The organism is Wolbachia endosymbiont (group A) of Philonthus cognatus (assembly GCF_947251755.1).
GTDB lineage: Bacteria > Pseudomonadota > Alphaproteobacteria > Rickettsiales > Anaplasmataceae > Wolbachia > Wolbachia pipientis.
Genome location: NZ_OX366388.1, coordinates 1776652 through 1793341, shown reverse-complemented (window position 1 = coordinate 1793341; position 16690 = coordinate 1776652). Strand labels below are relative to the sequence as shown.

The window sequence follows — 16690 nt, the reverse complement described above, 5'->3', positions numbered from 1 at the left end:
ATGTCAAAAATCGAAGAATTTCGTTCTTTTATGCACGAGATAAACGTTGATGCATTTATGTTGCATACTAAAGATGAATATTTAAATGAGTATTCAGAGGAGCTAACAAAGCTGTGTAGCTTTACAGGAACAAATGGGCTACTTATCGTTACAAAAGACAACAAGTGCCCATTTTTTACGGATGGACGCTATATCACACAAGCTCGCAATCAGCTCGATCGGGGCAATTTTCAAGTATATAATATACAAGAAGAGGATCCACGCGAATGGATAAAAGCAAACTTAACATCGACTGCCTCACTAGGTTATTATTTGCAATATTTTACCATAGAAGATATAAGAAAGTATGAGAATATCTGTAAATTAATACCCTGTTTAGCTGGAAAAAAAAGTGACTATCGAAAACAAGCAGTGGTTTTACATTCTATTGAATATGCTGGTGAAAGTAGTAAGGACAAATGTGAAAAAGTCGCTAAAAGTATAGATAAAGAAGCTGAAGCAGTGCTTTTAACTGATCCAAATTCAATTTCATGGTTATTAAATTTAAGAAACGAAAATGCTAAATATACTCCATGTATATTGGGTCGTGCTATATTGTATAAAAGCGGTAATGTTGATTTGTTTATTCAAGATAAAGCACATTCAACTATAGAAGCAAATTTAGGCAATCATATAAATATTTTTGATATCAGTGAGCTAGAAAATTCGCTGCACAAGCTAAATTCAATAGTTATAGATCCAAACACAACTCCAATGAGTATCATGGCTGTAATAAAAGATAAACAGGTAGCTGAAAGAGAGGATCCTTGTTTAATTTATAAAGCAGTAAAAAATCAAACTGAAATAGCTGGGGCTATAAATGCGCACATCAGAGATGGAGTGGCAGTTACAAATTTTCTACATTGGCTTGAAAGTAATGTTGGTACAGAGCTTGAAGCTGAAGAAAAGATTTTAGAATACAGAAAAGAGCAGAATTTGTTTAAACAATTGAGCTTTCCAACAATTTCAGCATTCAATGAAAATGGAGCAATAATTCACTATCGTGCAAGCAGTAAAACAAATAAAGTAATTCAGAAAGATGGACTATATTTGATTGACTCTGGTGGCCAGTACCTTGACGGCACAACTGATGTGACAAGAACTGTAGTAGTTGGTAATCCGACCAATGAGCAAATAATCCACTATACAATAGTGTTGAAAGCTCACATTGCTATAGCAAGTGTCGTCTTTCCTCCTGGCACTACTGGTGGAGAATTGGATATATTGGCACGTACGCATTTATGGAAATTTGGAATGGACTATATGCATGGTACAGGGCATGGAGTAGGAAGTTACCTATCAGTACACGAAGGACCACAAGCAATATCAAAGGGAAATAAAGTGAAACTCACGCCAGGGATGATACTTTCCAACGAACCTGGTTATTACATTCCGGGAGAGTATGGAATAAGAATTGAAAATCTGATATATGTCGACAGACAAGAAGACGGCTTCTTAAACTTTAAACAACTGACCTCTATTCCATATGATAGAAGACTAATAAATGTGCAAATGCTTACTAAGGATGAAATTGAATGGATAAATGGCTACCATCAATTTGTCTATAAAAACTTAGAAAATAGCGTCAAAGATAAGGGGTGGTTAAAGAAAGTATGTGACTCTTTATAAGCAAAGGAGCATTTTTTGTTGTTTAAAAAGTATTAATGCAATTGTGATGAGTATTTTGTATTGTTTTTAATTTAAAAACAATATATAATAGAAAATCGATATTTTCAAGTAGGTGTAATTATGACAGGTAAAGTGCAAGAAGATGAATTTATGAAGCAGTATATGGATACTTGCAAAGAGCAAATAGAAAAATTAGCCAAGGATCCTGAATTGCTTAATCAGACTTTAAAACCATTTATGCAAATGTCTCAGCAGCTTATGGCTGGCGGTATGTTAGAAGGGGCTATGCCCAACATGATATCTGATTTGGGTAGTATGGATATCAACAAGATGATTGCTCAGATGAAGGAAATGATTGACTACATAAGAGGTAACTATAAGGAACTAATGAAAGAGCACAGCTCGCAGATTCAAGAGCTTGATGAATCCAGTAAAAAGCTAAGAGGCTTAGTTAAAAAATTGATAGAAAAGATCGAAAGTAAATAAATAATATCTGGATTTCTGTCATTCTATATACAACTTTCTAGTTGGACGGTAAGTCGAGGTCAATTATTGATGTCATGAAAGTAGCTGACACTGGTTCCTTTATGATGGCAGTGCCCAGAGGTGTCATCCCAGTGCTTGACACTGGGATGGCTTTGTTGCATCGCTAGCTATGATGGATTAAAGATAAAAAAGATAGGGAATATCAGTAGCTTATTATTCTGGTATTTATAACAAGAACGGTCAGTGAATACCTAAATTTGAGTAAAAGAAATTTCACTACCACTCACTAATCTGGCTAAAATTCAAGAATTTCAATGCTTTTTACTATTCTTAAATTTGATCAGATTGATTGCAAAAAAACAAGATTTTCAATAGGTTGCTTATAATCCTAACTATAGTTAGCCTTTCATAAGTAGCGATGCAACAAAGCCCACTGGGATCCAGTTCTTATTACCTGGTGTAAAGTTAAGTTTCCTGGATTCCAGTGTCAAGCACTGGAATGACAGCAATCCTACGTCATACCGCGATTCATTCCATAGCTGTACGAACATTGTCAGCAGGAGGGTGTTATCCCAGCGCCCCTATGATGTCATCCCAGTGCTTGACACTTGTATCTTTATGATGTGAGGCATTAGAGCTAAAATACCTCACAGGGAGGGTGAAGCTGATGCGACACTAATGCCATTAAGCCAGATTTTGCTTCCCTCCCATAGAGTTAAAGACTGAACAGTATCTTTTGGAATTATATCCCGTATTACAAGGTTAGTCTAAACTCTCAGTTTATTTATAGTCTTGGAGGCAATTTTATGCAAGTAAATGCTATTTTGGGTGTGGATATTTCAAAAAAGAAATTTGATGTTTGTTTGTTAGTGGACAGTAAAAAACGACACAAAGTCTTTCAAAATAATCAAGATGGTTTTGCAAAACTTGTAGTTTGGTGCAATGGCCATGGAGCAAATCTTACTCATTTATGTCTTGAAGCAACTAGTTGGTATGGAGAAGATTTGGCTACTTTTATGCACGATTTAGGACATAATGTCAGTATAGTAAACCCAGCCCAAATCAAAGCTTTTGGCAAAAGTGAGCTGCTCAGAAATAAGACAGATAAATCAGATGCAGCTATGATAGCTAGATTTTGTATCGCCAACAAACCTGCTCTTTGGAAGCCCATTGCACCTGAAATGAGGCATTTGAGGGAGCTTTACCGTTGCATGCAATCGCTAAAAGATGATAAGGTGCAACAGACAAATCGCTTGGAAAACAAAAATATGCATTCCAGTTGCAAAGAAGCTATATCTAAAGTAATTTTGGCAATAGAGGAGCAAATTATTGTTCTCGAAAAAGAAATTAATGAGCATATAAATAACTATCCACATCTAAAAAATATGGTGGAAAACCTTAAGACTATAAAAGGTATAGGATATCTTACTGCTGTTGCTGTTGTCGCAGAAATGCCATCAGTTGATAACTTTGACAATGCTAAACAATTTACAGCTTTTGCTGGTCTAAATCCAGGACATTATCAATCGGGATCGTCAGTAAGTAAGAGAAGTTGCATATGCAAAATAGGATCTGAGCGTATTCGAAAAGCTCTTTATATGCCAGCTATAGTAGTCAAAAACCATAATAATCATTTTCAAAAGTTTTGTCAGCGTCTAGCAAGTAAAGGCAAATGTCCAAAAGTCATAGTTCTTGCGTTAATGCGAAAATTAATGCATGTCTTTTTTGGTATTCTTAAAAATAATCAACCATTTAATTGTAATTTTGTTGGATAATTTGTTTGACAGCAGAGACAGTATCTGGGATCTAGAAAAATTGATTGTGCACTATGCAACATTTTCGATCAAAAGCTGGATTCCAGTGTCAGCTACTTTCATCTGCCACGCGAATTGCCTGCAAATTGCAATGTTCATACAGTTATGAGCTAGTGTACATAATTGCACATTGGTTTTACAAATTTGAAAATTAGTGTTAAATAAAAATATAAACGCAAAAGGAAAAGAAATGATTGAACTTAAAGGCCCAGAAATTTGTGCAGGCGGAAATAAGAAAAATTTGATTATTTTTTTACATGGTTGGGGCTCAAGTGGCGATAATTTCATTCACCTTGCTAAAGTTATGAGCAAGTTTTTACTGGGTTCATATTTTGTAGCACCCAATGCTCCGTTTAAGAGAGAAATAGGTGATGGTTATCAGTGGTTCAGCTTGGAAGATCGTAGTGAGGAAGCGCTATATAATGGAGTAAAAAATGCTACATCAATTGTAAATCATTTCATTGATACAAAATTAAAGGAGCTTAATTTAAAAGATACGCAACTTTCTTTAGTTGGATTTTCTCAAGGAGCAATGCTTGCAATACATACAGCTCTCACCCGCTCTCAATCCTGTGCATCAGTTGTTGCATACTCTGGTAGGTTTCTTTCACCTTCAAAAACTGCACCAGAGATCAAGTCAAAACCTAACATATGTGTTATCCATGGTGATGCTGACGACGTGGTACCTTTTTCGTCCCTCGACTTAGCGGTTAAAGCTCTGAAAGAAAATGGAGTAAATGTTGAAGGACACCCAATTCATGCATTAGGGCATATTATTAATGAAGAGGGAATAAAATTAGGAGTAGAATTTATCAAGAAGAATTTTAAAAATTAATTTTCATGCACTTGTTTTGCTTTGGTTATGGATATGTAGCTAAATTTTTATCGAAAAAATTACTGAACTTAGGCTGGAAAGTCAGTGGCACATCAAGAAGTAAAAATATACAAGATGTAATCCTCTTTAATTATGAGAAAGTTAGTCAAGATCTGCTTAAAAGCGCAACGCACGTTTTAATTTCTATTCCTCCAGATGGCGATGATGTTGTGGAGAGATACGGTGATTGCCTGCAAAATGTAAAATGGCTTGGTTATTTGTCTGCAACTAGCGTCTATGGTGATCACTCTGGTAATTGGGTGAATGAGGAATCTGAAACAAAACCTATAGAAATCAGAGGAGAAAAACGCCTTAAATCTGAAAGGAAGTGGCTAAATAGCAAACTGCCTGTACATATTTTTCGTTTAGCTGGAATATACGGTCCTGGTAGGAACGTGTTAATTGACTTGCAGCTTGGCAAAGCAAGAAATATGAAAAAAGAAGGGCATTTTTTTTCTCGTATTCACGTTGAAGATATATCGAATATTCTATTTTCTTCCATGCAAAACATAAAACCTGGTGAAATATACAATTGTGCAGACGATTTACCCACTACACAATCTGAAGTGGTAATATATGCGACCAAACTTCTCAATGTTAGCCCTCCAGAACCAATTGAGGCTTCTTCCCTACCAGATTATGCACAGAGTTTTTATTTAGGATCAAAAAAAGTAAGTAATGTTAAAATTAAAAAAGATCTTAATGTCTCTCTAATTTACCCTAACTACAAGGTGGGATTAGAAAGTTTGCATGTAAAAAAAACTGAAATCACATCAGAATGATAGATAGGCTTATTGTCACTGCCATTAAGTTAAGGAAAGAATGGTTAAAAACTGAACTAAAAAGTCAGAAATAATTAAGGATTTATGACAAATGCTGAAACAGAATAGAGTAAACTTTAAAGCAGATAAACTCTGAAGTGTAAATTACTTAAGAAATAGTGACCTTACCCAGAAAAAGTGGAGAGAAAGAAAAGAGTTTTTTTGGGTAAAATAAAATTTTGGAGGATTAGAAATGGTAAGAGAATATACGGCAGAATTCAAATTGGAAGCTGTTAAGCTGGCAAATGAACAAAGAAAGGTAGGTCAACCAGTTGCAAAAGTAGCAAGAGATCTAGGAATAAGAGATAGTGTATTAGGAAAATGGATGAAGAAATATAACGAAAAAAAGTCAGCGGCAAATGCATTTCCAGGTAGAGGTAACATGGCTCCTTACGACAAAGAGAGGTTTGATTTACAAAGAGAGTTAGCAAGAGTAACAAGGGAAAGAGACATTTAAAAAAAAGCCCTGGCCAGTCAAAAAGAGTAAAATATTTTTTTATAAAAGAGCATAGTAACTGCTATAAAGTACAGGAATTATGTAGGATTTTCTGCTAGTGGCTACTATAAGTGGACCACAAGAAAAATAAGCAGTAGAGAATCAGCAAATAAAGAGCTACTCGAAGCTATTCAAAAAATATATCAAGTTTCTAAATGTAGATATGGAGCTCCTAAAATTCATGCTGAATTGAAGGCTTTGGGTAAAAGTTGCAATTTGAAAACGGTGCAAAGTATTATGCAGAAAAATGACATCAGGGCTATACTGAGAAGAAAGTTTAAAATTAAAAAACAACAAACAGATAATAGAGCTGTAGCTCCCAATATACTAGATCAAAACTTTATTGTTGATCAACCAAATAAAGTATGGGATTACTTACATCAAAACCAAGGAGGGATGGCTATATTTGGCAGCAATAATTCTCACGTATGGTAGTTAATGAGTAGTGCAATAAATAAACAATTGGTTATGAACTCTTTATTAATGGCCATTAATAGGCGTAAACCTGTTAAAAATCTACTGCTGCACAGTGACCAAGGTTCACAATATACTGCGCAAGGGTATCAATATCTCTTAGCTGTAAAGAATATAGATGAGTAATAAAGGCTGTTGTTACGACAATTCTGTTGCAGAAAGCTTCTTTAGCTCATTGAAAAGAGAAATACTTATTGATACTTCACAACACTCTGCTCAACAAACTAGAACTGCAATATTTGAATACATAGAAATTTTTTATAACAAACAACGTCACTATTAACTATTGCATTCCAGAACAATTTGATGCATCATTCTTTTTGTAAAAAACATTCCACACTTTCTCTCCACTTTTTCTGGGTAAGGTCATATGTGTACATCCCCATCATGAATGCTATTTTCGGTAAAATCTCTTACAACGCTCAAAAGCAGAAAAACAAAAACTTGATTTTCTCAGCTAAATAGTGGACCATCAAAAGCACGCATAAATATCTACAATGAAAGAAAAAACTTTCACAATCATCGATGGCTATGGTTTTCTTTTCAGAGCTTACTATGTACTACCTCACTTAATTACCACAACAGGAATGCCAATAGGTGGTGTATATGGCTTTCTGAATATGGTTCTTAAGTACATTGCCCATTCGGACTACTTAACTATAGCACTTGATGCAGGGAAAAAGAATTTTAGGCACAATTTATATCCTGAGTACAAAGCGAACAGAGTAACGCCTCCTGAGGATCTAACTCCACAGTTCACCATACTGAGGGAAGCGGTAGAAGCTTTTAACCTCAGCTATGAAGAGATTGAAGGTTATGAAGCAGATGATATAATTGCAACACTAGCTGCAAAATACGCCAACCACCAAGACTTTAAAGTGGTAGTCGTTTCATCAGATAAAGATTTATTTCAACTCTTGAACCACAATATTTTAATATTCGACCCCATTAAAAATATATATATAGATGAAAAACAAGTAATAGAAAAATTTGGCGTAAACTCACACAAGCTTCTTGATTTATTTTCTCTAACTGGTGATGCATCTGACAACATTCCAGGCGTTCCGGGAATAGGTCCGAAGACTGCAGCTAAATTACTAGATGAATTTGATTCATTGAATAATATTATAGAGAACATTGATAACATCGAGCAAACGAGGATTCGTAATATTCTTGCTGAACATAAGGAAAAAGCGCTAATTTCAAGAGAACTTTTATCACTATGCGAAAAAGTAGACCTTCAACATGATATTGCAAAATGTGAAGTTCGCCCTCCAAATATGGAAAAACTATTATCCTTTTTAAAGAAGTATGAATTCAATTCTTTAATAGGTAAAATGGAAAAGCTTTTTTCCTATAATGGGTCTAGCACAAAAGAGAAAATAGAATATAGTAGTGAAGAGTTAGAGAAATTTTTGGAGCATTGTAGATATGAAGGCAGAATTGCAATTCATTGCCACTTTGAAGACAACTTATTAAATAAAATTTCCTTATCTTATAGCGAAAGTAATATTTTTTATATAGAGCAAGACAGCATACAAGATGCACTCATTATAATTAACTCAACTTTACTCTCAAATGGGGCGCTTAAAATAATACATAACATTAAAGAAATCAGGAAAATCTTCCCTACAGTAGAGAAGATGCTAGATTCAGTTGATGATTTGATGATAATGTCGTATAGCTTGGATACAGGAAAACACGATCACAGTATTCCAAACATAGTTGCGCATAATTTGAGTGAAAATGCAGAAATTTTCTCGGCAAAAACTTTAATAGCAATTCATGAAAAGCTAAAGCAAAGGTTATTTCAGGAAAAATTGTTCACAATTTACGAGCGCTTCGATAAGCCACTTATGAAAGTAATATTTGATATGGAGAAAAATGGGATATTACTGAACATACAAAAATTACAGGAGCTGTCCGATAAATTTCAGCAGGTAATTGCCGTGCTTGAAGATGAGATATATAATTTGGCAGGAGAAAGATTTAATATTGCTTCGCCAAAACAATTAAGTGATGTTTTATTCAACAAAATGGGGCTTAATAAAAAGAAAAAGTCAAAAAAATCTGGATCGTATAGCACCAATTATGAAGTTCTAGAGGCACTCGAAGAAGAAGGGGTAGAAATCGCAAGTAAAATCTTAAATTGGCGACATTTAAGTAAATTAAAAGGCACCTACACTGATGCATTAATAAAGCAAGTTGATCCACTTGATGGTAGAATACACACAAGCTTTTCAACGACTGCAACTGCAACTGGAAGGCTGAGCTCCAGCAATCCTAATTTACAGAATATTCCTATCAGAAGCGAAGAGGGAAATCTTATCAGACAAGCATTTATTGCGCCAAAAGGGCATAAGATAATTTCTGCTGACTATTCGCAAATAGAATTAAGACTCCTGGCACACGTTGCAAACGTTGCAGCATTTAAAGAAGCTTTTGCAAACGGACAAGATATTCATGAGATCACCGCAAGGCAAGTTTTTGGAGTGCAAGAAATAGATGAGCAATTAAGACGCAAAGCAAAATCCATCAATTTTGGAATTATATATGGCATTAGCCCATTTGGTCTTGCAAAGCGGCTTGGAATTACCATTGCGGAAGCTGCTGAATACATTAATTACTATTTTTCCTGTTACCCAGAAATAAAGGCCTATATGGAAAAAGCAGTGTCTATCGCAAGATTGCATGGTTATGTAGAAACTTTGTTTGGCAGGAGATGCTTTGTAAGAGACATAAACAATACAATTCCTTATATAAGACAATTTGCAGAAAGGGCAGCAATAAACGCACCACTGCAAGGAACCGCTGCTGATATAATAAAACGTGCGACAATTCAGCTTTTTGACCAATTGAAAGTAGGTAAAATAATCCTCCAGGTTCACGATGAACTACTGGTTGAAGTAGAGGACGAAAAGGTACAAGAAACAGCAAAACTTATGAAAGATATAATGGAAAATGCAATAGAAATTTCTGTACCACTTGAAGTAGAAATAAAAGTTGGCGACAACTGGGCTCTTAATTATGACTTAAACATCGTGGATTCTAGGAGTATAAATCATTTGAACTAATACGAAAAATATGTTAGAATAAAACATAGCAAATGCAAATAGGTCAGCCATGACAGGCCCACAAGTAAAAAGTTCAAAACCTCCAAAGTTACCTACTCAGGTAACTAACGAAGATGAGAAAATTTTTGAAAAAGAGGAACATCAGGTAATCCATGATGCCTTTATACAATTGCTAAAAAACAAAGTACAACCTAAAGAATTAAAGGAAGATGACGAGGCAGTACTCGCTTTCATGCTAAGTCAGAATCAAATTATATTCAATAATGTCAAGCTAGAAGATGTAGAACCACTCAGTGAAGAGAATTTTTCTCAGTTTTTACTTTCCGTATTTGAGAAAATTAGAGAGAAAAAATTAGCTAATGAAGAGAATTTAGAAAATGGTAAAATAAAAGAAGTAGTAGATGACTGTGTAGCTGATATACGCGGTACAGAAGCTAAAGATTCATCCATAAAGTTTGTATTGGAAATGCTGCTGCTGCTAATTGGAGGGATCAAAATAGACCCGAAAAATATTTCTGGCTCCTTTATGGATGGGATGAAAGAAAAAATACCATTCTTAGGTAAAGATAAAAAAGAAGAGGATGAACCACCACTCAGTGATGAAGAGATGGTAACAACGTTCTTAAGCAAGATCTTTTTTCCTGTCCTTCTTTCCACTATTCCAATGTTAATTTTTGGTCCTACTACACTCGGAGTAGTTCTTACTGCTATCGGCACAATATTTGCCATAAAAGGAGGAGTGGAGGTTCTTTTTTCAAATAACAAAAAAGGTACTTTGTATGACCCTAACTCACAAGATAAAAATGATACAGAAAAGAGAGAAAAACTGAATGGAAAAATTCTCGAGGGCATTGATGATATTTTAAAAACCCCAGTTACAGAAGTTGAGAAAGGCACCTCTGTTTCTGAACAAATTTCCCAAGGAAAAGAAAAGAGTGAACAACAGCCTGTTCCTGAACAAATTTCCCAGAGAAACAACAGGGAAAACGAAAAGAGTGAGCAGCGCGATCAATCTTGGACAGGAAAGGAAAACAAACGAAGGGAAGAACCACAGAGCAGCAAAGGTAAGACTACTCAGGTTTGCCAAAAGTGAATTGTGTAAGAGATCTGCTATTATTCTATAGCACATACAACAGGAGTATGGTCAGACGGATTTTCTAGCTTACGCAATCTATCATCTATGTAGCATGTTTCCAATTTATCTACAGCTTGTGGTGATAACAGCATATAATCTATTCGCATTCCTTGATTATTTCTGAGTGAATTGCCTTGATAATGCCACCAAGTGAATTGTTGCAAATTTGGGTGAGATATTCTAAACGCATCTTTAAACCCAAGATTCAAGATCGCTCTTAACTTCTCACGTTCTCTTATATGAAAGCACACTTGGCCATTCAATAAGTTTGAATCAAAGACATCAATTTCATCCGGTGCAACATTATAATCGCCAGCTATAATAGTTAACTCTTCATTCTTTAACAAAGTGCTCATCCTTTCATATAGATTATCAAAAAACTTGAGTTTATATTCAAATGCTTGAGAGTCCGGGCTTTGACCGTTTGGAACGTATACACTTCCCACCCTTACCTTCTGATTATTGTGCTTTATTATGCACTCTATATAACGCGCTTCTTGATAACCTTCTACGATATCAATCTTAAACTTCTCCAGTATCGGATATTTAGATAAAACACAAACGCCATTTCTTGCAACTTGTCCATAGACAGCACATTCATATCCCAGCTTCTCTATCTCTGCATAAGGAAATTGCTCTTCCATACATTTTATCTCTTGCAGCAAAATTATATCTATCTGACTATCAACTATAAAACTACAAAGTTGGTTAACTCTTTTACGTATGGAGTTTACATTCCAAGTTGCAATCTTTAGCATCAACAATCCTTATTAATTATATCAATTAAACTCTCCCCAGTAGGCAACCTCGATGTTATAATTTTTTTCCATTTGATTAACTTTAAACTATCAGCAATGTTTTTACTCATAGTATATGCAACTGTATTATTCATCACATGAGATAGCCCACTTTTTAGAACTAATGAACAAAATACCCTTGCTGTCTGTGAGGAAAAAAAAGCAACACTACCAATTTTACCATCCAACAGTAAATTTTTACACCTATTAGTTAGACTCCTTTTAATGATTGTTTTATAGAGTACAACTTCTCTTACGTTAAAATCTTCTTCAGATAATCTCTTTTTTAGGTCACATGATACTTCTTGTCCCCTTATATACAAGAACTTTATTGCGTTTGAATAATGAGCTTTTATGAATGATATCAGACCATCAACGTTGCTGTCTGCTGAGATTATATCAGAAAATCCCAAATTTTTTGCAGCCTGCATGGTTGAATTACCAACTGTAATAATCGGAAAGTCATCCTCTTTGCATATTTGACTAAAAGCCTTTACACTGTTTTTACTTGTAGATATCACAACGTCAAATTCGTACGCAGATATATCAGGATTTAAGTACTTTATTGTGAATACTGGTTCTATAAAAACTTTGTATCCATACTTTCTCAATATATTTCTTGTATTGAACGAGTCCAATAAAGGCCTCGTTAATAAAATAGACTTCATTCTGATTTATTTCACTACTAGTAAAATAGTACCCTTTATACACAAATTACTGAATAAAAACTTTTATTTTGATAGCTTGAGCAATTATTCAAGTAATTGATGTGGAAGTAGGAGTACTAAGCGCTCCCACGGTCAGAATGGACTGCACTCAAGTCCAGTCAATATTCGGGATATACTACTATCACTCATCCATTTCATCCATGGAATGGGCAACGTTTTCAAATATTATCGACAAAGAACTTCAAGAACCGGGATATATTTAGTTTGAGAACATTAACGTGTGGTACAATAGGTATTCCACGTGATTGGACAGACAAGGCAGACCCTAACCCTTATCAGACCCTTACTGATTTATCGCCTATTTTATCATTTTCTCATCTTCAACAATTGGTTAAATTAATTACCAATCTTGATCAAGCTATTAAAGAGGACGATCAATGATTAACTTCAAGGTAGTTGTGAAAAAGAGATTATGCAATCGAAACAAAAGACCTCCATAAATACTACTCAGGCAGCTATTTATGTAGCAAATATGTTGTACGAGTATTTAATAGCAGAACAACAATCGATAAAAACGGAGGATATCAGTAATGACAGCACACAAGATTCAGAATCATCATGTATCAAAACCAGCCTATGTTTATCTGAGACAATCGACAATGGGACAGGTAAGATTAAATCAGGAGAGTACCGAGAGGCAATATAAACTGCAAGACAAAGCTCAACAATTGGGGTGGTCACAGGAAGCAATCAAAATTTTAGACGGTGATTTAGGAATGTCGGGGACCCAAGCTAATAACAGAGAAGACTTTAAAATGCTAGTTGCAGATGTGTCAATGGGAAAAGTAGGGGGAGTATTTGTACTAGAAGCATCACGATTATCTAGATCTTGTAGCGATTGGCACAGATTGCTGGAATTATGCGCTTTAACCGATACACTAATTATCGATGAAGATGGTTGTTATAGTCCTAATGATTTCAACGACCAATTGCTGCTAGGGTTAAAAGGAACGATGTCACAAGCAGAGTTGCACTTTATCCGTGCTAGACTTTTGGGAGGTAAGATAAATAAGGCTAGGAAAGGAGAGCTTCGGTTTCCTCTACCAGTAGGATTTTGTTATGATGATGAAGGCAATACTAGATTTGACGATAACGAGCAAGTAAGGAGTGTAGTTCAATTATTATTTAGGGTATTTAGAGAAAAGGGCAGTGCTTATGGAGTGGTTCACCATTTTGGCCAAAACAAAATACAATTTCCAAAACGAGCATATGGTGGTATTTGGAAAGGGAAGCTGATATGGGGAGCATTAACACATTCTAGAGTATGTGCAGTATTAAAAAACCCTTGTTATGCTGGAGTTTATGTTTATGGCCGTTATAGATATCAGAAAAAATTATCGAGTACTGGACAGGTCCAAACAACAGTAGTTCGCCTACCAATAGAAGCCTGGCATACAATGATAAAAGACCATCACGAAGGTTACATAACATGGGAAGAATATATAGCAAACAAAAAGATTTTAGCAAATAATCAAACCAGTAGAGAAGAGAACATGCTACCTACAGCAGTACGAGAAGGATTGGGATTATTGCAGGGGTTATTGATTTGTGGTTGTTGTGGCCGCCGCCTTAGTATAAGGTATAAAGGAAAAAATGGTATTCTTACTGTCTATGAATGTAATTGGAAAAAGAAGTGGGGAGCAGATAGTAAAAGCTGTTTTTCTGTTCATGGAAATCCTTTGGATAAAGCTATTGCAAAAAGAGTATTAGAAGTCATGGAACCTGCGCAAATTGAGATTGCCGTAAAAGCATTTGAAGAACTGGAACAACGAGGTAACATGCTTGACAAGCAATGGCAAATGCAAATAAAAAGAGCAGATTATGAAGTACAATTGGCACAGAGACGTTATGAAGAAGTAGATCCATCGAATCGCCTAGTAGCTGCAACTTTGGAGAGGCGTTGGAACGAAGCTCTAATAGCATTAGAAGAAGCACAGAATCAATATGATGAATATAAGAAAAAGGACGTACTTGTAGCTACAAAACAACAAAAAGAGCAAGTGTTGGCACTAGCTCAAGACTTACCACGCTTATGGAATGCAGAGTCAACGAGTGCAAGAGATCGAAAGCGTATTTTACGACTTCTAATCAAAGATATCACTGTTGAAAAACTACGTAATGAACAAAAAGCAGTGCTACATATACGTTGGCAAACAAATGCTACAGAGGACTTAGAAGTACAATTACCAAAGAAACCTTATGACAGATGGCGGCATTCAGAGGATATAGTTAATCGGATAAGACAGCTATCAACAACAATGACTGATGTGCAAATTATTAATCTATTAAACCAAGAGGGACTTACAACAAATAAAGGCAATCCATTTACTGTAAAAAGTATAAAATGGATTCGATTTAAACATAAGATTCCAGCACTATGTAATCAAAAATCTGAAGAAGAGTTATCAGTGAAGCAAGTTGCAGAAAAATTCAATGTTAGTCATTACGTAGTACGTTATTGGATTGAACATAAGTTTATTAATGTACGGCGTATTGGTCCACAATTCTGGATATCTATCAGTCCAGAACAAGAACTAGAGTTAAAAAAGCGTGTTGAGAACTCTTCTAAAATAGCAATTGCAAGATTAAAATCACAAAAACAAATTGAAGGAGGTGTATTATGAAGTCATTGTGCCTACCCCAATAAGCCCACAATTTCTGCTTACACTTTTTTGACGCTAATTACATCGTAACCGTTCACGCAATGGCGTCAACTTAAGAGCCTTCATTAGCAGACTCTCCTAAAGACATGATGGCGTTTAGGCTTATCAACTTTGTCCATTCACGGTATAAGAAAGTAGTTTACAAAAATTGCATAATTAGTATAAAAAACAATAAACTAGATAGATGAGGGGTTGATGATAGAGGTGCTACAAGAAAAGATTGTGGTATTGGAGTCAGAAGTTGGTACTCTGAAAGCAGAGAATGATAAGTTAAGGACAAAAATAATTGAGCTAGAGGATAAGCTGGGTTTAAATTCAAAAAATTCATCGCTGCCACCATCGCAAGATGTATATCGCAAAAAGACAAAAAAGAAGAGCGATAAAAAACCAGGCGGGCAGCCAGGACATGAAGCGCACAAGCGGGAATTGATGGTAGCAGATGAGGTGGTAAAATGTTCAATTGATACAATTTGCATGTGTGGAAGCCAAGTTATTTTAGAAGAAGAAACTGTGCATCAAAAGGTTGAATTGCCAAAAATTAAACCGATAGTGACTGAATATAGGCTACAAAAAGGCTACTGTAAGGCGTGTAAGAAAAGGATCTCAGCTAGTCTGCCTGAAGGTGTGACAAGGGATCTTTTAGGAGCTAATGCAAAAGCAGTAATTAGCAGTTTTAGTGGATTTTTTATCAATTCAAAAAGGGAAGTACAGCAAATTTTGAGCAGCATATTTAATCTGAATATAAGCCTAGGTTTGGTATCAAAGACCGAGGGTAGAGTATCAGAAAAATGTATATCTGAATACGAAAAAATAAGAGAAGAGCTACGGAAAAGCAAGTATTTACATATAGATGAAACAAGCCATAGGAACCAGGGAAAGAAAGGTTGGAGTTGGGTAGTAACGAATAAAACAGCAACACTTATGAAGTTAGTTGGATCTCGCGGAAAGAAGATATTAAAAGGGCTATTGCCAGAGTATGATGGAATAGTTATAAGCGATAGGTATGCTGCGTATAATTACTTTAATCGTGAAAACAGACAGATATGCTGGGCCCATTTAGCAAGGGACTTTGAAAGGTTTTTTTACAGTAAAAATGTTGAAGTGAGCAGAATTGGCGCAGCATTAAAATCGCTGAGCAACAGGGTATTTGTGGTAGATAGAGCACGTAAACAAAACCTGATAGACAATTTAAGATTTTTCCGGTTAATGAGGAAGATTCGAAAAAGGGTGAAACATTTTTTGCGAGAGATAACAAGGGTTGCAAAAGGAACTCAGGCCTCGAGAATGGCTGCCAATATACTACGTTCTGAAGATATGATGTGGAGATTCGTGCGCAATCCTGATCTGATCGAGACAACCAATAACCTTGCAGAACGTCAGGCTAGACGGTACGTCATTTATCGTAAAAATAGTTTTTTCACTTGGTCAGAACGTGGAGAAAAGTTCATTGAAAGAATGCTTTCGATATTTTTGACTGCACGTTTGAATGATCAGAATCCTGTCCAGAAACTACAGAATTTAGTCGCTATTCCTGCCTAATTGGGAATATTCCGTGAACGGTTACAGAGTTGTTTTGTGAAGTTGACAGAGTCAAGGAGAATGAAAGTTTTAAAAAATAGCATATTTTTTAATTATAAAAATTTGATATTAACTGTTGTTG

15 protein-coding genes and 1 pseudogene are annotated in these 16690 nt (G+C 35.4%); 13 read left to right on the top strand and 3 right to left on the bottom strand.

What is annotated here, in order from left to right:
- From OPR21_RS08390 to OPR21_RS08380, 3 genes are all read left to right on the top strand, one after another.
- Positions 1-1668 carry an aminopeptidase P family protein gene (locus OPR21_RS08390; protein ID WP_265029952.1) on the top strand — a complete coding sequence of 556 codons (1668 nt, stop codon included), beginning with the start codon at positions 1-3 and terminating at the stop codon, positions 1666-1668.
- A gap of 120 nt (positions 1669-1788) precedes the next feature.
- On the top strand, positions 1789-2154 hold the full coding sequence (locus OPR21_RS08385; protein ID WP_265029951.1) for a hypothetical protein: 366 nt from the start codon (positions 1789-1791) through the stop codon (positions 2152-2154).
- A gap of 41 nt (positions 2155-2195) precedes the next feature.
- The gene (locus OPR21_RS08380) at positions 2196-2321 is read left to right on the top strand and encodes a hypothetical protein (RefSeq protein WP_265029950.1); all 126 of its coding nucleotides are present in this window, start codon (positions 2196-2198) and stop codon (positions 2319-2321) included.
- A 231-nt stretch (positions 2322-2552) separates the two neighbouring features.
- On the opposite strand, the gene OPR21_RS08375 is transcribed toward OPR21_RS08380, so the two are convergent.
- Positions 2553-2705 carry a hypothetical protein gene (locus tag OPR21_RS08375; RefSeq protein WP_265029949.1) on the bottom strand — a complete coding sequence of 51 codons (153 nt, stop codon included), beginning with the start codon at positions 2703-2705 and terminating at the stop codon, positions 2553-2555.
- 255 nt (positions 2706-2960) lie between these two features.
- On the opposite strand from OPR21_RS08375, the gene OPR21_RS08370 reads away from it, so the two are divergent.
- The 6 genes and pseudogenes from OPR21_RS08370 to OPR21_RS08330 all read left to right on the top strand — a co-directional run bounded on the left by OPR21_RS08370 (position 2961) and on the right by OPR21_RS08330 (position 10800).
- A complete protein-coding gene (locus OPR21_RS08370) occupies positions 2961-3929 on the top strand; it encodes an IS110 family RNA-guided transposase (protein ID WP_236514440.1) in 969 nt (322 codons plus the stop codon).
- A 229-nt stretch (positions 3930-4158) separates the two neighbouring features.
- Positions 4159-4803 carry an alpha/beta hydrolase gene (locus OPR21_RS08365; RefSeq protein WP_265029948.1) on the top strand — a complete coding sequence of 215 codons (645 nt, stop codon included), beginning with the start codon at positions 4159-4161 and terminating at the stop codon, positions 4801-4803.
- A gap of 5 nt (positions 4804-4808) precedes the next feature.
- Positions 4809-5624 carry an SDR family oxidoreductase gene (locus OPR21_RS08360; protein WP_265029947.1) on the top strand — a complete coding sequence of 272 codons (816 nt, stop codon included), beginning with the start codon at positions 4809-4811 and terminating at the stop codon, positions 5622-5624.
- 232 nt (positions 5625-5856) lie between these two features.
- Positions 5857-6959 (top strand): annotated as a pseudogene (locus OPR21_RS08805) (IS3 family transposase).
- Positions 6960-7130: 171 nt separating this feature from the next.
- Entirely contained in the window at positions 7131-9707 is a 2577-nt protein-coding gene (gene polA / locus OPR21_RS08335; RefSeq protein WP_236514385.1) for a DNA polymerase I, read from the top strand.
- A gap of 49 nt (positions 9708-9756) precedes the next feature.
- Complete coding sequence (locus tag OPR21_RS08330; protein WP_077188387.1) at positions 9757-10800, top strand: hypothetical protein; 1044 nt, start codon at positions 9757-9759, stop codon at positions 10798-10800.
- 20 nt (positions 10801-10820) lie between these two features.
- Here OPR21_RS08330 and OPR21_RS08325 read toward each other — a convergent pair whose 3' ends face one another.
- Together OPR21_RS08325 and OPR21_RS08320 are read right to left on the bottom strand one after the other, a co-directional pair.
- Positions 10821-11600, bottom strand: a complete 780-nt coding sequence (locus OPR21_RS08325; protein WP_006279450.1) for an exodeoxyribonuclease III — start codon at positions 11598-11600, stop codon at positions 10821-10823.
- Complete coding sequence (locus tag OPR21_RS08320; RefSeq protein ID WP_077188389.1) at positions 11600-12307, bottom strand: uroporphyrinogen-III synthase; 708 nt, start codon at positions 12305-12307, stop codon at positions 11600-11602. The genes OPR21_RS08325 and OPR21_RS08320 overlap by 1 nt, the downstream gene beginning before the upstream one ends.
- Positions 12308-12487: 180 nt before the next feature.
- Between OPR21_RS08320 and OPR21_RS08665 the strand changes: the two genes are divergently transcribed.
- The 4 genes from OPR21_RS08665 (at position 12488) to tnpC (ending at position 16569) form a co-directional block, all read left to right on the top strand.
- Complete coding sequence (locus OPR21_RS08665) at positions 12488-12748, top strand: Y4bD/Y4pK family protein (RefSeq protein ID WP_264329837.1); 261 nt, start codon at positions 12488-12490, stop codon at positions 12746-12748.
- Positions 12749-12839: 91 nt separating this feature from the next.
- The gene (locus OPR21_RS08315) at positions 12840-13013 is read left to right on the top strand and encodes a hypothetical protein (protein WP_265029628.1); all 174 of its coding nucleotides are present in this window, start codon (positions 12840-12842) and stop codon (positions 13011-13013) included.
- Entirely contained in the window at positions 12967-14991 is a 2025-nt protein-coding gene (locus tag OPR21_RS08310) for a recombinase family protein (RefSeq protein WP_265029946.1), read from the top strand. Before OPR21_RS08315 ends, OPR21_RS08310 begins: the two co-directional genes overlap by 47 nt.
- Positions 14992-15225: 234 nt before the next feature.
- Positions 15226-16569 carry an IS66 family transposase gene (gene tnpC, locus OPR21_RS08305; RefSeq protein WP_265022247.1) on the top strand — a complete coding sequence of 448 codons (1344 nt, stop codon included), beginning with the start codon at positions 15226-15228 and terminating at the stop codon, positions 16567-16569.
- Positions 16570-16690 lie beyond the last annotated feature (121 nt).